Genomic DNA, 16,506 nt, shown 5'->3' on the forward strand with positions numbered 1-16,506 from the left:
CAGAACATAAAAAGGGTCTGTTCTGCCGGATTATCGCTGCGGTAAATAACGCAACGGGTTTACGGATTTCCCCTTGTAACGAATTTCAAAATGTAATCTGACTGAACTGGTTCCGGTGCTACCCATGGTAGCGATCTTCTGCCCCGCCTTAACTTCCTGTTGTTCCCGAACCAGCATTGTATCGTTGTGGGCGTAGGCACTCAGGTAATCATCGTTGTGTTTAATGATGATTAAATTACCGTACCCCCGGAGTGCGTTACCTGCGTAAACCACGCGTCCTGATGCGGTGGAAACGACAGATTGTCCGCGCGTTCCGGCGATATCGATCCCTTTATTGCCACCTTCGGCGGCAGAAAAGTTATCGATAATCTTCCCATCGGTCGGCCAGCGCCAGCTTCCGACCGGCGTTGAACTGTTGGTGGTACTGCTCACCGTTGGGGGGGCGGTCACGACTGGAGCTGTTGTCGTTGCAACATTTGCTCCTTTCGAAGGCAACAATTTGCTGCCACCCGAATTACCCGAATCATCAGAATACGTAATAACAGGTTGCTGTGCAACAACAGGCGCTTTAATTTGTGGCGACGCCGGAACACCGCCCTGCGTTGCATCAGCAACGGTAATGGGATTTCCGCCCGTAATCGGCTGACCTGACCCATTTCCAATCTGCAGCGTTTGCCCCACATTCAGGCTATAGGGCGCCGGAACGTTGTTGCGCTGGGCTAAATCGCGGAAGTCGTTGCCGGTAATCCAGGCAATGTAAAACAATGTGTCACCGCGCTTAACGGTATATGTTTCACCGGAGTAACTGCCCTTTGGAATATTCTGATAACTGCGGTTGTACACAATCCGGCCATTTTGTGTCTCAACATTATCGCTGGTACTAATCATTCCACCGCTACGGGGAGCAGATCCTGAATTTGTGCTTAACATTTGTCCCTGGGCAGGTGTGGCAGGTACGCCGCCCGAAACCATGCCTGTGTCAGACGGGCTGCTGTTCATGCCGCCATTGTCGCCCACGCGACTGATGGGCGCCTGCGAGTTGTCGCTGGAGCTGCAGCCTGCCAGCCAGAAACCTACCAGTGAAAGCGCCGCCAGACGGCGTAACTGAAAAAGTGTGCTTCCCGTGCTCATTAATCCCCCGTGATGGCAACTCTGATCTATCTGTTTCACTGTATCTGCCAGCAGAATGCTCTGCGTGACGCGATAAAAGCTGTGTTTTCGTTAGGTAAACCGGATAGTAACAACATCAGGTACGTGGTGCCATGAAACAGTTGTGAAGAAATACGTAGAGGGTCAGGCCAGGTCGCCCTGCACCAGCGGAACAAAACGCACCGGCTCGATGGTCTCTTCCGTCACCTCTTTTCCCTGACGACGTAGCCGTTTCAGTACCTGCTGATCTTCCCCCACCGGCAGCACCATAATGCCGCCTTCTGCCAGCTGCGCTATCAGCGCAATCGGAATTTCCGGCGGGGCCGCCGTGACGATAATCGCATCGAACGGGCCACGGGATGGCCAGCCCTGCCAGCCGTCGCCATGGCGGGTGGAGACATTGTGCAGATCGAGCTGTTTCAGCCGGCGCTTGGCCTGCCACTGCAGCCCTTTAATCCGCTCCACGGAATAGACGTGATCAACCAGGTGGGCCAGAATGGCGGTCTGATAACCCGAACCGGTGCCGATCTCCAGCACCCGCGAATGGGGATTCAGCCCGAGCAGCGCGGTCATTCGCGCCACCATATAGGGCTGTGAGATGGTCTGACCGGAGCCGATAGGCAGGGCGACATTGTCCCAGGCCTTGTGCTCGAACGCCTCATCGATAAAGCGTTCGCGTGGCACCTCGCTGATGGCTTTCAGCAGGTTTTCGTCATGGATGCCCTGCTGACGCAGTTGTGACAGCAACGTCTCAATACGCCGATTCACCATGCCAGATTCACCTCAGCTTTCGCCAGCCAGTCGCTGAGCACCTCCTGGGCACTGTGCGCCGTTAAATCGACGTGCAGCGCGGTGACAGAGACATAGCCTTGATCCACGGCGGCGAAGTCCGTATCCGGCCCGGCATCCAGTTTTTCACCCGGCGGGCCAATCCAGTAGAGGGTATTGCCGCGCGGGTCCTGCTGCGCAATCACCTGATCGGCCGGATGGCGGCTGCCACAGCGCGTCACGCGAATGCCCCGGAGTTCGGAGAGCGGCAGATCGGGCACGTTGATATTGAGAATGCGACCGGTGCGCAGCGGCTCATGCGTCAGCGCCCGGAGAAGCGCACAGGTCACCGCCGCGGCTGTCTCGTAGTGCTGATGACCATTGAGCGAAACGGCGATCGCCGGTAAGCCCAGGTGTCTCCCCTCCATCGCCGCCGCGACCGTGCCGGAGTAAATCACATCATCCCCCAGGTTGGGACCGGCATTGATGCCTGACACCACAATATCGGGCCGCGGCTGCATCAGGGCATTCACCCCCAGATAGACACAGTCGGTCGGGGTACCCATCTGCACCGCGATATCGCCGTTTTCATGGGTGAACGTTCGCAGGGGCGTTTCCAGGGTGAGCGAGTTTGACGCACCGCTTCGGTTACGATCGGGGGCAACCACCTGCACGTCAGCAATCTGCCGCAGGGCTTTCGCCAGAGTCTGAATACCTGGCGCATGAATGCCGTCATCGTTGCTGAGCAATATCCGCATTTCGTTCTGACCTTTTTTTATTCGACTGGTCGCCGCGACTGAACCTGTCTGAACGGCATGGCAACAGGTGAGGAATGGGCGGCGATTTTTGCATTCTAGCGAGGCACGCAAGGAAGTGGTAGGCGTAAATCACACAGCAGAGGGGGGTTGCCGCAACATTCCCCACACAGCGGGTCAGGTTGCGGCGAAGATTACTCATCAATCTGATCGGACGCGTCGGCCTGAACCAGCAGTTCTCTGACGACGCTGGTGGCGAAGCTGCCTGCGGGCAGCCAGAACGTCAGCTCCAGCGTCACCTCATCCCACCAGCTCCAGCGCAGATCGCGCGGCACGACCAGCATGGCACGGCGTGCGGTATCCACCCGTTCGCGCTCAATCAGGCCGGTCAGCAGCGTTTCGCCAGCCAGCACCTGCTCTTCAAAAGCCAGCGCATCCGCCTGCGGACTCGGCTCGCCCCGCCCCGGCAGCGGCGCGGTGATGCGCAGTTCATGCTGTTCAACCCGGCGCTGGCACGCTTCCAGCTCATCCGGCTGCGCAACAAACCAGCTGCCTCGCCCGGTCAGCTGCAGGGCATCGCCGTTAAGGACCTGACTCAGGCAACCCTGCTGTGCCAGACGCGCACTGGTCACCTGATTAAACAGCGCACTGCGCGCGGCAGAGAGCATCAGGCTGCGCTTGTTGCGATCGCGCAGGGTAATCTCGTTGCGCGCCCACTTCTCTGCGATCACCAGGTTATTGCCGCCGCGCCCGAAACGCTGCTCACCGAAATAGTTCGGCACACCCGCGTCACGAATCTGCGTCAGGCGCGTCTCAACCGCCTCACGGTCACTGATCTGGCGGATGACCAGCCGGAACGCATTTCCGGCCAGCGCGCCGGTGCGCAGCTTGCGCTTGTGGCGCACCGCCTGCAGGATCTCAACCCCCTCCAGCGCAAAACCGCGCAGATCGGGCATTGCATTCCCCGGCAGACGGAAACAGAGCGTCTGCTCCGTCACGGCATGGCGATCCTTCATCCCGGCATAGCTCATGTCACGCTGATGCACACCGAGATATTTCGCCAGCGCCTCCGCCACGAAGCGGGTATTCGCGCCCACTTTACGGATGCGCACCAGCAGATGCTCTCCTTCCCCATCCGGGCCATAACCGAGATCTTCAACCACCACAAAATCTTCCGGGCTGGCTTTGATGACGCCGGTGGCAACGGGCGTGCCGTGCAGATAGTGAAGCGTCATTGAGTGTCGGCTTTCAGCAGCAGGGCCACCGCTTCGCAGGCGATCCCTTCACCGCGCCCGGTAAAGCCCAGCTTTTCGGTCGTGGTGGCTTTGACATTGACCGCATCCATGTGACATCCCAGATCTTCCGCGATGTTGATGCGCATCTGCGGCACATGCGGCAGCATTTTCGGCGCCTGGGCAATCAGGGTGACATCCACGTTACCGATGCGATAGCCTTTGGCTTCGATACGACGCCAGGCCTCGCGCAGCAGGCCGCGGCTGTCCGCGCCTTTAAACGCGGGATCGGTATCCGGAAACAGTTTGCCAATATCGCCCATGGCGACCGCGCCCAGCAGCGCGTCCGTCAGCGCATGCAGCGCCACATCACCATCGGAATGGGCAATAAACCCCTGCTCAAACGGGATCCGCACACCGCCAATCACTAACGGACCCTCTCCGCCAAAGGCGTGAACGTCAAAACCGTGACCGATACGCATCATGCGCTCTCCTTTAATTGAATCTGACTCAGATAAAAAGCCGCCAGCGCCAGATCTTCTGGCCGGGTGACTTTGATGTTATCACTGCGTCCGCTGACCAGCAGCGGATGGTAGCCGCAATACTCCAGCGCCGAGGCCTCATCCGTAATGGTTGCGCCCTCGGTCAGTGCCCGCGTCAGGCAGGCTGTCAGCAGCGCATGCGGGAAAAACTGGGGGGTTAAGGCGTGCCAGAGATCGTCACGCTCTACCGTGTGGGCCACCGCGGCTTTGCCCGGCTCGCCCCGCTTCATGGTGTCGCGCACCGGTGCGGCCAGAATCCCGCCGACGTGGCTCTGTTCGCGCACGTTGAGCAGCTGCTGCAGGTCGTCGGGATGCAGACAGGGACGGGCAGCATCGTGAACCAGAACCCACGCGGCACCCTGCGCGGCCTGCAGGCCAGCCAGCACCGATTCGGCGCGGGTTTCTCCGCCGGTAACCCTGAGCACGCGCGGATCACGCGCCAGCGGCAGTGAGGCAAAGTGCTGATCGTCGGGACTGAGGGCGACAATAACCTGTTTAATGGCAGGATGGGAAAACAGACGTGCAATGCTGTGTTCCAGAAGGGTGTGCTGACCAATCGTCAGATACTGCTTAGGACAGGTTGCCTGCATGCGGCTGCCGATCCCGGCCGCGGGCACCACGGCAATCACATCCGCAAGGGAGGCCAGAGTATTCATGTTTTATCGTTGTTGGTTTTGCGCTGATTGTTGCGCGTTGCGTTTGTTCTGGTCAGGCACCAGACGATAGAAGGTCTCACCGGGCTTAATCATGCCCAGCTCATTGCGTGCACGCTCCTCGATCGCTTCCGAGCCGCCATTGAGGTCATCAATTTCGGCAAACAGCTGATCGTTGCGCGATTTCAGTTTGGCATTGTTAGCCTGTTGCACCGCGACATCATCATTGACGCGCGTATAGTCGTGGATGCCATTTTTCCCCAGCCACAATGAATATTGCAGCCAGCCGAGCAGCACCAGTAACAGTAACGTCAGTTTTCCCATCCCGCCCCCTAAAAACGGCCCAATCATCCCATAACTTTGCACAGGACTCCACACCAGCGGAGAAAATGGCGCGCTTTGCCGCGCGTCTGCACAAAATATGAATCAGCAGCGATTCCGGGGGGAAAAGATTTGTAACCGGCCGATGCGTTTGCACATCAGCGCAAGAGCATCAGCGCTTACCAGCCGGAGAGAAAAGAGAACATTAACCAGAAGAGAGAGACCACCAGAATCACGGTGGCGAGTGCGGTCCAGAGCCACTGTCCGCTGAGCAGCGTATTCAGGGCAATACCGGCGACCACCGCAACCGGCAGCAGCGCCAGAAAGAATGGCCAGGTATACAGAAAGAAAAACAGCGTGTTGGAGCCGAACAGCAGGAACGGGATCGCCAGCGCACACCAGTAAGCGAGAAAGCCGATCACGCAGCCCGGCAGCAGTGAGCGCGGCTCATCCGGGGCAGTGTCATCTTTACGAGCGAGCAGTGGGGTTATGTTCTGCATAGGCATCCTGTTGGTGCGAGGGCGGCAAATCAGAGACGATTTGCCGCTGTCTCTTCAGGATCTGATGATATCGCGGTCACGCAGCAGGTCTAACAATTGGGCGGCCAGTTTTGTAACCAATTGTTCGCCATCCAGCTGAATTTCCGGGCTCTCCGGGGCTTCATAAACGCTGTCGATGCCGGTGAAGTTTCGCAGTTCTCCGGCCCGGGCTTTGCGGTATAACCCTTTAGGATCGCGCGCCTCACACACCGCTAACGGCGTATCGACAAACACCTCGATAAACTGTCCCGGTTCCAGCAGATCGCGCACCATCTGCCGCTCGGCGCGATGCGGTGAAATAAAGGCGGTGAGCACCACTAATCCGGCATCCACCATCAGTTTCGCCACTTCACCGACCCGACGGATATTCTCTTTACGGTCGTCGTCGCTGAAACCGAGGTCACGGCACAGGCCGTGACGCACATTATCCCCATCCAGCAGATAGGTGCTGACACCGATGCGGTGCAGCGCCTGCTCCAGCGCACCGGCGACCGTGGATTTTCCCGAGCCCGACAGCCCGGTGAACCACAGCACCACGCCCTGATGGCCGTGCTGCTGTTCGCGTGCCGCGCGGGTGACCGGATGGTCATGCCACACCACGTTGTCGTCGTGCTGCGCCATTATTGACCGCCCAGCAGATCGCGCGCGTTCCAGTGTGGGAAGTGACGGCGCACCAGCGCATTCAGTTCCAGCTCAAAGGCGCTGAACTCACCTGTATTGACCGGCACATCCTGGTTGGGCTGATGGATCATGCCCGCCCCGACCGTGACGTTGCTCAGGCGATCGATAAAGATCATGCCGCCGGTCACCGGGTTCTGCTGATAGCTGTCGAGCACCATCGGTTCATTGAAGACGATCTCAATGCGGCCGATTCCGTTCAGCGGCAGCGCATCGACCTGATGGGTCGCCAGCGAGTTGATGTCGACCTGATGCAGCACCTTTTCGACCCGGCCACGGGTTTTCTTACCGGCGATTTTCAGATCGTAGCTCTGACCCGCCTGCAGCGGCTGCTCCGCCATCCACACCACGTCTACGCTGGCCGACTGCACCGCCGTCAGCGTTTCGCTGGCGTCCACCAGCAGATCGCCACGGCTGATATCAATCTCATCCTGCAGCACCAGGGTAATCGCCTCCCCTGCTCCCGCGTCGTGCAGATCGCCATCAAAGGTCACAATGCGGGCAATCGTCGACTCCACGCCAGACGGCAACACTTTAACGCGCTGACCCACCTGTACGCTGCCTGACGCCAGCGTACCGGCATAGCCACGGAAATCGAGGTTAGGACGGTTCACATACTGCACCGGGAAGCGCATCGGCTGATGGTCGACAACGCGCTTCAGCTCCACGGTCTCCAGCACGTCCAGCAGCGTCGGGCCGGTGTACCACGGCATGGTCTGGCTGGCCGTCGCAACGTTGTCCCCTTCCAGCGCCGACATCGGCACAAAGCGGATGTCGAGATCGTCCGGCAGCTGGGCGGCGAAATCGAGATAATCCTGTTTGATCGCCTCGAAGCGATCCTGACTGTAGTCCACCAGATCCATCTTATTAATCGCCACCACCAGGTTCTTAATGCCCAGCAGCGTTGAGATAAAGCTGTGACGACGGGTCTGATCCAGCACGCCTTTTCGCGCGTCGATCAGCAGGATCGCCAGGTCGCAGGTAGACGCCCCGGTCGCCATGTTGCGGGTGTACTGCTCATGGCCCGGCGTGTCGGCAATAATGAATTTACGCTTTTCGGTCGAGAAGTAGCGGTAGGCCACGTCGATGGTAATGCCCTGCTCACGCTCCGCCTGCAGACCATCTACCAGCAGCGCCAGATCGAGCTTCTCGCCCTGGGTGCCGTGACGTTTGCTGTCGTTGTGCAGTGAAGAGAGCTGGTCTTCATAGATCTGACGGGTGTCGTGCAGCAGACGCCCAATCAGGGTACTTTTTCCATCGTCCACGCTGCCGCAGGTCAGAAAACGCAGCAGGCTCTTGTGTTGCTGAGCGGTCAGCCAGGCTTCAACGCCGCCCTGGTCGGCAATCTGTTGTGCAATTACGGTATTCATCTGGCGTCTCCTTAGAAATAACCCTGGCGTTTTTTCAGTTCCATCGAACCGGACTGGTCGCGGTCGATCATGCGGCCCTGACGCTCACTGGTGGTGGACACCAGCATCTCTTCGATGATCTCCGGCAGCGTCTGCGCTTCGGACTCTACTGCGCCGGTCAGCGGCCAGCAGCCGAGGGTACGGAAACGGACCATCCGTTGGGTGATCTCTTCACCCGGCTGCAGATTGATACGATCGTCATCAATCATCATCAGCATGCCGTCACGCTCCAGCACCGGACGCGGCGCGGCGAGATAGAGCGGCACGATCTCGATGTTTTCCAGGAAGATGTACTGCCAGATATCCAGTTCGGTCCAGTTCGACAGCGGAAAAACGCGGATGCTTTCGCCCTTGTTGATCTGACCATTGTAGTTGTGCCACAGCTCAGGACGCTGGTTTTTCGGGTCCCAGCGATGGAAGCGGTCACGGAACGAGTAGATACGCTCTTTGGCACGCGACTTCTCTTCATCGCGACGTGCGCCGCCGAAGGCCGCGTCAAAACCATATTTGTCCAGCGCCTGCTTCAGCCCTTCCGTTTTCATGATGTCGGTGTGTTTGGCGCTGCCGTGGACAAACGGGTTAATGCCCATCGCCACCCCTTCCGGGTTGCGGTGAACGATCAGCTCGGCACCCATCGCTTTCACGGTGCGGTCACGAAATTCATACATCTCGCGGAATTTCCAGCCGGTGTCCACATGCAGCAACGGAAACGGCAGCGTGCCCGGATAGAACGCTTTGCGTGCCAGGTGCAGCATGACCGAAGAGTCTTTGCCGATGGAGTACATCATCACCGGGTTGCTGAACTCTGCAGCCACTTCGCGAATGATATGGATGCTCTCCGCCTCCAGCTGACGCAGATGAGTGAGTCGTTTTTGGTCCATGATTTTCCCTCAAGCCAGATTGACAACGGCGGACTCGCGAGCCCCCTGCTGTGCTGAATGTTTAAACCAGGCGAGTTGCCCGTGCAGATTAACCACCTCTCCGATCACCAGCAGCGCCGGAGTAGGTGCCGAGGCGGCCAGCGCCTCAAGGTGTTCTAAGGTGCCGGTCAGCACCTGCTGATCCTGACGGGTGCCGCGACTGATCACCGCCACTGGCGTTGATGGTGCACGACCATGCTGAATCAGCGCCGCGCTGATAGCAGCCGCTTTAACCGTGCCCATGTAGATCGCCAGCGTCTGACGCGCACGTGCCAGCGATGGCCAGTCAATATCATCGCCATCGGGACGGCAGTGACCGGTAATAAACATCACGCTCTGGGCATAGTCGCGGTGGGTCAGCGGAATCCCGGCATAGGCCGTCGCACCGGCAGCCGCGGTGACGCCCGGCACCACCTGGAACGGGATCCCCGCCTGATGTGCCGCCTGCAGCTCTTCGCCGCCGCGGCCAAAGATAAAGGGATCGCCGCCCTTGAGGCGCACCACCCGCTTGCCTTTCTTCGCCAGCGCGACCAGCAACTGATTAATCTCTTCCTGCGGCAACGTATGCGCGCTGGCGCGTTTACCGACGCAGATGCGGTCGGCGTCACGACGCACCAGGTCCAGCACCTCTTCGCTGACCAGATGGTCATAGAGCACCACATCGGCTAACTGCATTACCTGCAGGCCACGCAGCGTCAGCAGGCCGCTGTCGCCCGGCCCGGCACCGACCAGAAAGATCTCGCCCTGACGGGTTGGCTCTTCCAGCAGTTCACGATCCAGCGTGCGCTTCGCCTCTTCGACGTTACCGGCGGACATCTGACTGGCGAACAGACCGTCGAAGGCCCGCTCCCAGAAACGCCGACGATCGGACATGCGGCTGAAGCGCTGTTTGACCTTATCGCGCCACAGCCCGGCTACCTCCGCCATCTGACCCAGACTGGCGGGCAGCAGCGTTTCGATTTTTTCGCGCAGCATGCGTGCCAGTACCGGCGCGGTGCCGCTGGAGGAGATCGCTACTACCAGCGGTGAGCGGTCAACAATCGACGGGAAGATAAAGGTGCATTTTGGCTGGTCGTCGACCACGTTAACCAGCTTATGCCGCGCGTTAGCGGCTTCAAAAACCTGGGTGTTGAGATGGTTATCGTCGGTGGCAGCAATCACCAGGAAAACGCCATCCAGCTGAGCCGGATCAAATTCGGTCGCCACCCACTCCAGCTCCTGCTTATCCAGCAGTTCCTGCAGTTCCGGGCAGAGTTCACGAGAGGCGATCTGAACGCGCGCGCGGGCGCGACGCAGCAGTTCAATTTTTCGCGCCGCAATATCTCCACCGCCGACAACCAGAACCGGGCGGCCAGAGAGATCGGCAAAAAGAGGCAAATAGTCCACGTTAACCCTGATGTTTTAACTTTGTATTAACGGGACTATACGTCGCTGAGTTTATCCAGATGAAATTACGAATTGGAATGAGTAGTTACCGAATGGAATAACGGTGTCGCAAAGCACAGAACAATTTGATCTTAACAGATGAAATGTAATGGCTTTTTCGTGAACAGGCTCACAGATTCCTCCGCACCTGCTGCGCTGCAAAAGCAGATAAGTGCCAGCGCAAAGGTCTGCCTCTCTGTGCCGGAGGCGACAGCGCCCGATTCCACTAACAGGATTGCGGAACAAAAAGCGTATAATACGCCCGGCATGAGCGGCCCTGGCCCCTGTACAGGCCCGCTCCGGACAAATAAAAAAAAGGATGCACTATGTTTTGTTCCCTCCGTCTGAGGGTTGCCACTCTTTTGTCTGGCGCACTCCTCTCCCCGCTGGCACTGGCACTGGCCACGCCGCCCGGCCAGTTTGCCGAGCAGCAGGTCCGGCACATCGCCACCTTTTTCCCGGGCCGGATGAGCGGCAGCCCGGCCGAGCTGATGGCGGCTGACTATCTGCAGCAGCAATTTACCGCGCTGGGTTATCAGACCAATACCCGCCAGTTCAACACCGGTTACAACTGGCAGGAAGAGGATGGCTCGCGGCGCTGGCACAAGCTGACCGCCACCTCGGTCATTGCCGCACGCGCCGGCAGCGTGCCGCAGGAGATCCTGATCGTGGCCCATCTGGATACCTGGACGCCGCTGAACAGCGCCCAGGTTCACCGCAATCTGGGCGGCCTGCGTCTGCAGGGGGTGGATGATAACGCCTCAGGGCTGGGCGTGATGCTGGAACTGGCGCAGCAGCTGAGTCAGAAACCGCTGCACTATGGCGTCCGCTTTGTGGCATTGAGCGCCGGAGAAGCCGATCTGCACGGCATGGATGACTACGTGGAGCGGATGAGCGCGCGTGAGAAGAAGAACACCCTGCTGGTCATCGACCTCAACAGCCTGATCACCGGCGATCATCTCTATTTTAACAGCGGCATGAATACGCCCCGGGCGGTACGCAAGCAGACCAGCGATCGGGCGCTGCTGCTGGCCCGCCAGCTCGGCATTCCCGCCGCCAGTCATCAGCTGACCCGCAAAGATGTCAGCGGGCTGAATGCCTTTGACAGGGCGGGTTTTCCGCTGCTGGATGTGACCGCCAGTAACTGGACGCTGGGAAATAAAGATGGCGCGCTGCAGCGTCACCGCAGCCGCCACTTTCCCGATGGCGTCACCCGCCATCAGACTGACCTGGATAATCTGAACTACCTTGACCGCTGGCTGCCGGGTCAGATAGCCCGACGAACCCATGACAGTGTCAGCGTGCTGCTGCCGCTGCTCAGAGAACTGACCAATCCCAACGTGTGAGGATCTGACATGTACGTCGTCTTTCTGAATTACATTCGTCCGGTAGAGGAAGTTGAAACCCTGCTGGCTGGCCATATCGACTGGCTTAATCGCTATTTTGACGCGGACATTTTTATTGCGGCGGGACGTAAAGATCCGCGCACCGGCGGCATGCTGCTGGTGAGGGATATTGAGCGTGAACGGCTGGAGGCGATCTTAGCGGAAGATCCTTTTGTCGCCGTGGCGCAGTATGAGGTGACAAAGGTGAATGTAACGCGGGCAGCGGAAGCCTTCAGTGGCTTAACCGGCGTCTGAGACCGGGCAGTGACGCCCTTCTCTCCCGCCAGCCAGGGGGGAGAGAAGAGGCGCGGAATTCAGCCTTCGTGCAGGCCGCACTCACGCTTAAGACCGAAAAAGCGGGTCTCTTCTTCTGCCATACCCGGCTCCCACTTGCGGGTGGTGTGGGTATCGCCCACCGAGAGATAGCCCTCATCCCACAGCGGATGGTATTTCAGCTTGTGCTGTTCCAGATACTGATGAATCTTCCGGTTATCCCAGTCGATAATCGGCAGCACTTTAAAGACGCCGCGCTGCACGCCCAGCACTGGCAGATTCGCCCGGCTGCCTGACTGATCGCGGCGCAAACCGGCAAACCAGGTCTGCGCGCCCAGGGTTTCCAGCGCGCGGTTCATCGGTTCGACTTTGTTGATCTCGTTGTACTTCTCAATCCCCTCGACGCCCTGCTCCCACAGTTTGCCGTAGCGTGCTTCCTGCCAGGCCGGGGAGGTTTCGGCGCGGAACACTTTGAGGTTGAGATTGAGCTGGTCAGCCAGCTCATCAATGAAACGGTAAGTCTCCGGGAAGAGATAGCCGGTGTCGGTCAGGATCACCGGAATATCGGGCTGCTGACGCGTCACCAGGTGCAGCGACACCGCGGCCTGAATACCGAAGCTGGAGGAGAGCACATAGGCGCCCGGCAGATGCTCCAGCGCCCAGCTGACCCGCTCTTCTGCTGACGCCTTTTCCAGCTGCGCATTGGTCGCCGCCAGCGCCATTGCGCGCTGGACTTTGGACATCTCATTCAGTGCTGCGAGGTCAGGATGACTCATTTTGCCTCCTCCCAAAAGTCGCGTGCCGGGTCCAGCACCGGCGCGACAATGCCCACGCGGATGGTGAAGTCACCAAAGCCTTCTGCGGCCTGGCGCTCGGTGGCCCAGCGTCCCACCAGCTCATCAATGGTGGCGAGAATTTCGCTTTCGTTAATGTTCTCACGGTACATGCGGGGAATACGCGTTCCGGTGCGGTTTCCGCCCAGATGCAGGTTATAGCGGCCTGGCGCTTTACCCACCAGACCCAGCTCTGCCAGCATGGCACGACCACAACCGTTCGGACAACCGGTAACGCGTAACACTATGTGCTCATCACCGACGCCGTGCGCATGCATGATGCCCTCGACTTTGGTCACGAAGGCGGGCAGGAAGCGTTCTGCTTCCGCCATCGCCAGCGGACAGGTCGGGAAGGCCACGCAGGCCATCGAGTTTTCGCGCTGCGGCGTGACGTGATCCATCAGACCATGTTCACGGGCGATCGCTTCAATCTTCGCTTTCTCGCTCTCCGGCACGCCCGCCACAATCAGGTTCTGGTTGGCGGTCAGGCGGAAATCGCCCTGATGAACTTTCGCAATTTCGGCAATGCCGCTCTTCAGCGGACGGCCCGGATAGTCGAGCAGGCGACCATTCTCGATAAACAGCGTCAGGTGCCACTTATTATCGATGCCTTTAATCCAGCCAATGCGATCGCCACGGGTGGTGAATTCATACGGGCGGATCGGCTCAAAGGTCACACCGGCACGTTTTTCCACTTCCGCCTTAAAGGTCTCGACGCCCACGCGCTCCAGGGTGTACTTGGTTTTGGCGTTTTTACGGTCGGTACGGTTACCCCAGTCGCGCTGGGTGGTGACGACCGCTTCAGCCACGTCGAGGATCTTATCCACCGGGAAGTAGCCAAACTCGCTGGCGGTGCGTGCGTAGGTCGCTTTATTGCCATGCTCGATCGACAGGCCGCCGCCTACCAGCAGGTTAAAGCCCACCAGCTTGCCGTTTTCAGCGATCGCTACGAAGTTCAGGTCGTTGGCGTGCAGATCCACGTCGTTGTGCGGCGGGATCACCACCGTCGTTTTGAACTTACGCGGCAGATAGGTTTCACCGAGGATCGGCTCTTCATCGGTGGTCGCGATCTTTTCCTTATCCCACCAGATCTCGGCATAGGCACGGGTGCGCGGCAGCAGATGCTCAGAGAGCTTCTTCGCCCACTCATACGCTTCCTGATGCAGTTCCGACTCAACCGGGTTCGAGGTGCAGAGCACGTTACGGTTGACGTCGTTGGCGGTCGCCAGCGCGTCCAGCCCCACTTCGTGCAGCATCTGATGCGTCGGCTTCACGTTCTTTTTCAGAATGCCGTGAAACTGGAAGGTCTGACGGTTGGTCAGACGGATGCTGCCATAAAGGGTTTTGTCGGTAGCAAATCTGTCGATAGCCAGCCACTGGGTCGGCGTAATGATCCCGCCCGGCAGACGGCAGCGCAGCATCATGGCGTGGCGCGGCTCCAGCTTCTGTTCAGCACGCTCGGCACGGATGTCGCGATCGTCCTGCTGGTACATGCCGTGGAAACGGATCAGCAGGAAGTTATCGCCGGTAAATCCACCGGTCAGACCCTCTTCCAGATCTTCTTTAATAGTGCCGCGCAGATAGTTGCTCTGCTTCTTCAGACGCTCAGCGTCGGTTAATTTGCCTTCTACAACCAGCGGTCCAGGGTGTTTATCGCTCATTAGTAAACGTCTCGCTGATAACGGCGCTCAATGCGCAGCTCACTTAAAAATTCGTCGGCCGTTTCACGATCCATTCCGCCGTGTTCGACCACCACATCCAGCAATGCCTGCTCGACGTCTTTTGCCATGCGATTGGCGTCGCCACAGACATAAAGATGCGCGCCCTCCTGAATCCAGCGCCACACTTCGGCACCTTTCGCGCGGATCTTATCCTGAACGTAAATCTTTTCAGCCTGATCGCGTGACCAGGCGAGGTCGATATGGGTCAGCAGACCATCCTTCACATATTTCTGCCACTCGACCTGATAGAGGAAATCCTCGGTGAAGTGGGGATTGCCAAAGAATAGCCAGTTTTTGCCGCCCGCACCGTCGTTATCGCGCTGCTGCATAAAGGCGCGGAAGGGAGCGATGCCGGTGCCCGGCCCGATCATGATGACCGGAGCATCCGGATCGGCCGGCAGGCGGAAGTTGTCGTTATGTTCGATGAACACCCGGACCTCACCCTCTTCTTCGATGCGATCGGCCAGCCAGGTGGATGCGCCGCCGCCACGCTGGCGACCTTCAATATCAAAGCGAACGGCACCCACGGTGATATGCACTTCGGTATCGGTTTCTGCCTGAGAGGAGGCGATAGAGTAGAGTCGCGGCGTCAGCGGACGCAGCAGTCCGGTCAGCTGTTCTGCGCTGAGCTCAGACGGGGCCAGGCGCACCATGTCGACGATGGGGTACTGCTGCGCGTAGTGCTGCAGCCTGGCTTTATCATCCACCAGTGCCAGCAGTTCGGCGTTACGCGACAGCTGAGCGTACTGCGCAACAATCTGCGCCGTATTCACCGTCAGCTCGAAATGCTTCTGCAGCGCCTCGGCCAGCGGCAGCGTGCTGCCCTGAACCTCAACCGGTTCATCGCCTTTCAGCCAGACCAGCTCCAGCAGTTCGCTGACCAGCGCTGCGTCGTTTTCATACCAGACGCCCAGCGCATCGCCGGGCTGATAGCGCAGACCGGAGTCGCCCAGATCGATTTCGATATGGCGCACATCTTTGTCGGAATCCCGTCCGGTGATTTTCTGATTCACCGCCAGGCTGGCGCTGAGCGGCGCCTCTTTGCTGTAGGGGCTGGTGGTCACTTCGTTGACGCTGCCTGCCACTGTCGCGGCCGCCTGCGCCGGCGATTCAGTCGGCACCCGCGCTTTGAGGATCGCTGTCAGCGCACTGCGCCAGGCCGTGGCCTGCTCCGCATACTCGACATCCGCATCCACGCGATCAAGCAGGCGCTCGCCGCCCAGCTCGGCCAGACGGCTGTCAAAATCTTTGCCCGCCTGACTGAAGAATTCATAGGAGGTATCGCCCAGGCCAAACACGGCAAAGGCGGCCCCCTCCATTTTCGGTGCCTTTTTCGACATCAGGAACTTATGCAGCGCCACCGCCTCTTCAGGCGGTTCGCCCTCGCCCTGGGTCGAGGTAACGACGACCAGCATCTTTTCCTGGCCAATCTGTTTGAACTTGTAATCACCGGCGTTCACCAGGTTGACATTCAGCTTGGCGGCCAGCAGGTCATCACGCAGCTGCTCGGCCAGACGACGGGCATTGCCGGTCTGTGAGGCGGAAAGCAGTGTGATAACCGGTGCTTCAGCGGCCGCCGCAGGCGGTGTGCTGCTGGCGACGGCGCTACCCGGTGCCTGTTCTACCCTGCCCCAGAAATAGCCTGACAGCCACGCCAGTTGAGTCGGGGAATAATCTGTCGTCGCCGCCTGTAAGCGGGCGAGTTGTTCCGGAGAGAGCGGAAGCATTGAACCAGGTGCCTGAGTCGTCATCGCGTTAAAAATTCCAGTATCAGAAGTCCGGACCGTAAAATGGCGGAAGAGTGCGTAGGTTACCGGGCTGTATATTAACGATTAAATACGCCTTCGACATATCAAATAACCAAAATGACTAAATGGTTTTTCAGGTAGGATTAATCAGCAAA

17 protein-coding genes are annotated in these 16,506 nt (G+C 58.9%); 2 read left to right on the plus strand and 15 right to left on the minus strand.

The window, feature by feature from the left end; all coding sequences use genetic code 11:
* Positions 1–30 precede the first annotated feature (30 nt).
* The 12 genes from nlpD to cysG form a co-directional block, all read right to left on the minus strand.
* On the minus strand, positions 31–1,131 hold the full coding sequence (gene nlpD, locus F3I47_RS15030; RefSeq protein ID WP_009086925.1) for a murein hydrolase activator NlpD: 1,101 nt from the start codon (positions 1,129–1,131) through the stop codon (positions 31–33).
* 162 nt (positions 1,132–1,293) lie between these two features.
* Positions 1,294–1,920, minus strand: coding sequence for a protein-L-isoaspartate(D-aspartate) O-methyltransferase (locus tag F3I47_RS15035; RefSeq protein WP_009086927.1), 627 nt, complete (start codon positions 1,918–1,920; stop codon positions 1,294–1,296).
* A complete protein-coding gene (gene surE, locus F3I47_RS15040) occupies positions 1,914–2,675 on the minus strand; it encodes a 5'/3'-nucleotidase SurE (protein ID WP_009086929.1) in 762 nt (253 codons plus the stop codon). The genes F3I47_RS15035 and surE overlap by 7 nt, the downstream gene beginning before the upstream one ends.
* Positions 2,676–2,866: 191 nt before the next feature.
* On the minus strand, positions 2,867–3,907 hold the full coding sequence (gene truD, locus F3I47_RS15045; protein ID WP_150030190.1) for a tRNA pseudouridine(13) synthase TruD: 1,041 nt from the start codon (positions 3,905–3,907) through the stop codon (positions 2,867–2,869).
* Positions 3,904–4,386 (minus strand): 2-C-methyl-D-erythritol 2,4-cyclodiphosphate synthase, encoded by a 483-nt coding sequence (ispF, locus tag F3I47_RS15050; RefSeq protein WP_009086933.1) that lies wholly within the window; start codon positions 4,384–4,386, stop codon positions 3,904–3,906. The genes truD and ispF overlap by 4 nt, the downstream gene beginning before the upstream one ends.
* The gene (ispD, locus tag F3I47_RS15055; protein ID WP_046102453.1) at positions 4,386–5,102 is read right to left on the minus strand and encodes a 2-C-methyl-D-erythritol 4-phosphate cytidylyltransferase; all 717 of its coding nucleotides are present in this window, start codon (positions 5,100–5,102) and stop codon (positions 4,386–4,388) included. Before ispD ends, ispF begins: the two co-directional genes overlap by 1 nt.
* Before the next feature lie 3 nt (positions 5,103–5,105).
* The gene (gene ftsB, locus F3I47_RS15060) at positions 5,106–5,423 is read right to left on the minus strand and encodes a cell division protein FtsB (RefSeq protein WP_009086936.1); all 318 of its coding nucleotides are present in this window, start codon (positions 5,421–5,423) and stop codon (positions 5,106–5,108) included.
* 176 nt (positions 5,424–5,599) lie between these two features.
* Positions 5,600–5,920, minus strand: a complete 321-nt coding sequence (locus tag F3I47_RS15065; protein WP_009086937.1) for a DUF3561 family protein — start codon at positions 5,918–5,920, stop codon at positions 5,600–5,602.
* A 54-nt stretch (positions 5,921–5,974) separates the two neighbouring features.
* On the minus strand, positions 5,975–6,580 hold the full coding sequence (gene cysC, locus F3I47_RS15070) for an adenylyl-sulfate kinase (RefSeq protein WP_046102454.1): 606 nt from the start codon (positions 6,578–6,580) through the stop codon (positions 5,975–5,977).
* Entirely contained in the window at positions 6,580–8,007 is a 1,428-nt protein-coding gene (gene cysN / locus F3I47_RS15075) for a sulfate adenylyltransferase subunit CysN (RefSeq protein ID WP_150030189.1), read from the minus strand. The genes cysC and cysN overlap by 1 nt, the downstream gene beginning before the upstream one ends.
* Positions 8,008–8,018: 11 nt before the next feature.
* Positions 8,019–8,927, minus strand: coding sequence for a sulfate adenylyltransferase subunit CysD (gene cysD, locus F3I47_RS15080; RefSeq protein ID WP_009086943.1), 909 nt, complete (start codon positions 8,925–8,927; stop codon positions 8,019–8,021).
* 9 nt (positions 8,928–8,936) lie between these two features.
* Positions 8,937–10,352 (minus strand): siroheme synthase CysG, encoded by a 1,416-nt coding sequence (cysG, locus tag F3I47_RS15085; RefSeq protein ID WP_150030188.1) that lies wholly within the window; start codon positions 10,350–10,352, stop codon positions 8,937–8,939.
* Between the two features lie 365 nt (positions 10,353–10,717).
* Between cysG and F3I47_RS15090 the strand changes: the two genes are divergently transcribed.
* Entirely contained in the window at positions 10,718–11,737 is a 1,020-nt protein-coding gene (locus F3I47_RS15090; RefSeq protein WP_046102457.1) for an aminopeptidase, read from the plus strand.
* A gap of 9 nt (positions 11,738–11,746) precedes the next feature.
* Positions 11,747–12,031 carry a YciI family protein gene (locus F3I47_RS15095; protein WP_009086949.1) on the plus strand — a complete coding sequence of 95 codons (285 nt, stop codon included), beginning with the start codon at positions 11,747–11,749 and terminating at the stop codon, positions 12,029–12,031.
* A gap of 59 nt (positions 12,032–12,090) precedes the next feature.
* Here the strand turns inward: F3I47_RS15095 and F3I47_RS15100 are convergent, their stop codons facing one another.
* Genes F3I47_RS15100 through cysJ form a run of 3 tightly spaced genes read right to left on the minus strand, consistent with a single transcriptional unit; the run spans position 12,091 to position 16,354 of the window.
* Positions 12,091–12,825: a phosphoadenylyl-sulfate reductase gene (locus F3I47_RS15100; protein WP_009086951.1), complete on the minus strand. Its 735-nt coding sequence runs from the start codon at positions 12,823–12,825 to the stop codon at positions 12,091–12,093.
* A complete protein-coding gene (gene cysI / locus F3I47_RS15105) occupies positions 12,822–14,543 on the minus strand; it encodes an assimilatory sulfite reductase (NADPH) hemoprotein subunit (RefSeq protein WP_150030187.1) in 1,722 nt (573 codons plus the stop codon). The genes F3I47_RS15100 and cysI overlap by 4 nt, the downstream gene beginning before the upstream one ends.
* Positions 14,543–16,354 carry an NADPH-dependent assimilatory sulfite reductase flavoprotein subunit gene (gene cysJ, locus F3I47_RS15110; RefSeq protein WP_009086955.1) on the minus strand — a complete coding sequence of 604 codons (1,812 nt, stop codon included), beginning with the start codon at positions 16,352–16,354 and terminating at the stop codon, positions 14,543–14,545. The genes cysI and cysJ overlap by 1 nt, the downstream gene beginning before the upstream one ends.
* Positions 16,355–16,506: the final 152 nt, after the last annotated feature.

It is taken from the genome of Pantoea sp. M_10 (assembly GCF_008631515.1).
Classification (GTDB): Bacteria; Pseudomonadota; Gammaproteobacteria; order Enterobacterales; family Enterobacteriaceae; genus Pantoea; species Pantoea anthophila.

Bases quoted from the DNA above. Each gene is read 5' to 3' on its own strand.
- nlpD (WP_009086925.1), bottom strand. From the start codon at position 1,131: ATGAGCACGGGAAGCACACTTTTTCAGTTACGCCGTCTGGCGGCGCTT.
- F3I47_RS15035 (WP_009086927.1), bottom strand. From the start codon at position 1,920: ATGGTGAATCGGCGTATTGAGACGTTGCTGTCACAACTGCGTCAGCAG.
- surE (WP_009086929.1), bottom strand. From the start codon at position 2,675: ATGCGGATATTGCTCAGCAACGATGACGGCATTCATGCGCCAGGTATT.
- truD (WP_150030190.1), bottom strand. From the start codon at position 3,907: ATGACGCTTCACTATCTGCACGGCACGCCCGTTGCCACCGGCGTCATC.
- ispF (WP_009086933.1), bottom strand. From the start codon at position 4,386: ATGCGTATCGGTCACGGTTTTGACGTTCACGCCTTTGGCGGAGAGGGT.
- ispD (WP_046102453.1), bottom strand. From the start codon at position 5,102: ATGAATACTCTGGCCTCCCTTGCGGATGTGATTGCCGTGGTGCCCGCG.
- ftsB (WP_009086936.1), bottom strand. From the start codon at position 5,423: ATGGGAAAACTGACGTTACTGTTACTGGTGCTGCTCGGCTGGCTGCAA.
- F3I47_RS15065 (WP_009086937.1), bottom strand. From the start codon at position 5,920: ATGCAGAACATAACCCCACTGCTCGCTCGTAAAGATGACACTGCCCCG.
- cysC (WP_046102454.1), bottom strand. From the start codon at position 6,580: ATGGCGCAGCACGACGACAACGTGGTGTGGCATGACCATCCGGTCACC.
- cysN (WP_150030189.1), bottom strand. From the start codon at position 8,007: ATGAATACCGTAATTGCACAACAGATTGCCGACCAGGGCGGCGTTGAA.
- cysD (WP_009086943.1), bottom strand. From the start codon at position 8,927: ATGGACCAAAAACGACTCACTCATCTGCGTCAGCTGGAGGCGGAGAGC.
- F3I47_RS15090 (WP_046102457.1), top strand. From the start codon at position 10,718: ATGTTTTGTTCCCTCCGTCTGAGGGTTGCCACTCTTTTGTCTGGCGCA.
- F3I47_RS15095 (WP_009086949.1), top strand. From the start codon at position 11,747: ATGTACGTCGTCTTTCTGAATTACATTCGTCCGGTAGAGGAAGTTGAA.
- F3I47_RS15100 (WP_009086951.1), bottom strand. From the start codon at position 12,825: ATGAGTCATCCTGACCTCGCAGCACTGAATGAGATGTCCAAAGTCCAG.
- cysI (WP_150030187.1), bottom strand. From the start codon at position 14,543: ATGAGCGATAAACACCCTGGACCGCTGGTTGTAGAAGGCAAATTAACC.
- cysJ (WP_009086955.1), bottom strand. From the start codon at position 16,354: ATGACGACTCAGGCACCTGGTTCAATGCTTCCGCTCTCTCCGGAACAA.